Source organism: Wolbachia endosymbiont of Atemnus politus, assembly GCF_013309895.1.
Window position 1 is genome coordinate 1 of record NZ_JAAXCS010000155.1, and the last position, 2,515, is coordinate 2,515.

General features: G+C 39.0%; 1 protein-coding gene. It reads left to right on the top strand.

Annotation, left to right across the window (positions count from 1 at the left end; all coding sequences use genetic code 11):
- The first annotated feature begins 183 nt into the window (after window positions 1-183).
- Window positions 184-2,121, top strand: coding sequence for a tRNA uridine-5-carboxymethylaminomethyl(34) synthesis enzyme MnmG (gene mnmG, locus HET73_RS07010; RefSeq protein WP_174132889.1), 1,938 nt, complete (start codon window positions 184-186; stop codon window positions 2,119-2,121).
- Window positions 2,122-2,515: the final 394 nt, after the last annotated feature.

Consider the following 2,515-nt stretch of genomic DNA (forward strand, 5'->3'; position numbering starts at 1 on the left):
AGGTCAAAAACAAGTTTTGAGTCAGAAATACCCTGAATGACATGATAATAAGATTGGCGGGGGTTGTCAAGGAATTTTTATGCCAGTTAGCTACTTGGATTTTGTAGGTCTATGTTAGCTGTAAAATTTGACATTAGCTGCTGATAGTTGGAATATTAGTAGAATAAGAATTACTCAAAAAGCATGCATAAATATGACGTAGTGGTGGTAGGTGGTGGTCATGCCGGGTGTGAAGCAGCTGCGGCTGCGGCTCGCCTTGGTGCAAACACGCTACTTATAACCCATAGAATTTCAACCATAGGAGAAATGTCCTGTAATCCAGCAATTGGAGGAGTTGCAAAGGGTGTTGTAGTCAGGGAGGTTGATGCTCTTGATGGAATAATGGGCAGAGCAATCGATCAAGCCAGCATACACTCAGTCATTTTAAACAGCAGCAGAGGCGCAGCGGTGTGGGGCCCACGCGCACAGGCAGACCGAAAATTATACAAGAAAGCAATACAGGAAATTATTCTAAACTATAGCAATTTGGCGGTACAAGAAGAATCAGTTGATGATTTTCTTATCGAAAATAATAGCAATGGAGAGCCGTATATCAAAGCCGTTGTAACAAGCTCAGGCGAGCGTATACTGGCGAGTAAAGTCGTTTTAACTACAGGGACTTTCCTGCAAGGTGTGATCCATATAGGTGAACAAACAACCCCTTCAGGAAGAATGGGGGATAAGTCTGCAATAGAACTTGCAAATACGTTGAAGAAATATAATTTTAAACTAGGCAGGTTGCGTACTGGAACCCCGCCAAGGCTCAATCGTAGCACTATAAATTGGTCAATATTGCAAGAGCAAGTAGGTGATAATCCACCTAAGTCGTTTTCTTATCTCACAGAAAGAATTAACCAACCTCAGGTTTCGTGTTTCATTACTCATACTAATGAAAATACACACAGAATAATTCGAGAGAACCTTCACAGGTCAGCTTCCTCATATCTAAGCAACGTTGTTGCACCAAGATACTGTCCATCCATTGAAGCTAAAGTGAATAAATTTGCAGAAAAAAGTAGTCACCAAATATTCCTAGAACCAGAAGGGCTCGATGATAACATTATATACCCAAATGGAATCTCAAATTCATTGCCCATCGAAGTGCAGCGTAAAATGATAAGGAGTATCCAAGGGCTTGAAAATGCAGAGATATTAAGGCCTGGATATACAGTTGAGTATGATTATATCGACCCACGAGAGCTATTTCACACTCTCGAAACTAAAAAAGTTAAAGGTCTATATTTTGCCGGTCAAATTAATGGTACTACTGGATATGAAGAAGCGGCAGGGCAGGGGGTTATCGCCGGAATCAATGCAGCGCTCTCTGCATCTGGAAAAGAAGAAAACTTTGTTCTCCATCGCACAGACTCGTATATCGGTGTAATGATAGATGATTTAGTCACAAAAGAGGTAACTGAGCCTTATAGATTATTCACCTCACGCGCAGAATATAGGCTAGCAATCAGATCAGATAATGCAGACAGGAGATTAACACAAAAAGGTTATGACATTTCCCTTGTTTCGCATAAGAGATACTCTGTTTTACAAAATAAGCTTAAATCCATCAAGCACCTTGAAGAGAGGTTGGGGAACCTGACAATTACTCCTGAACAGCTAAGATCCTATGGTATTAAGATATCCTATGATGGAATAAGAAAAACAGCACTAGATCTGCTTAGCTACCCGAATATTGATTGGAATAAATTACAAGAAATATGGCTGGAGTTAAACAGCGTCACACGCTGGAATGACAAAGTGGGGCATTGGAATGACATCGAAACGGATAATATAACTAGGGATGAAATATATGAAGCAGTTGCGATTGAAGCAAAATACAGACCTTACCTAATCAGGCAAGAAGCAGACATGAAGTTTTTACGAGAAGAAATTAACACTCAAATTCCAATCAATTTCAATTATTCACAAATTAAAGGCCTGTCAAGTGAGGTAATAGAAAAGTTGCAGGCGATAAAACCGGCAACAATTGGCATTGCAAAGCAAATACAAGGCATCACTCCAGCAGCGGTAGTTAGCATATTGGTGTATTTGAGAAACAGGAAAACGAGTAAGGTGGCTAATTGAAGGTTTTGCTTGACAAAAATCACAACAATAATTGCACTACTAAAGTAGTGTAAGAGTCACCTTTATAGCATATCTAACTAGACATTCAAGTTTGTAAAAGCAGGTTTATGATTATATCTGTAATTATAAATTAAACCAGTGTGCAACTTTTGAACTTTTATATGATATATAGTTGATATCTCTGGGGCTATATATTTCCATGGGGGGAAATCTTTTGGTCTACTGCCCCTCATTATATACCTTATTGCATTAATCTGATATTGTACTTTCTTGGCCGCCCTATTGCTCCTTGTGCAACATGAGGCTCTAAAATTTTCCATTCCTTATCACTTATATCACTTGGATACAATTTTACCTCCTATCTACTAATTTATCTCATCATATTCTTTTCCTC

Bases quoted from the DNA above. Each gene is read 5' to 3' on its own strand.
- mnmG (WP_174132889.1), top strand. From the start codon at position 184: ATGCATAAATATGACGTAGTGGTGGTAGGTGGTGGTCATGCCGGGTGT.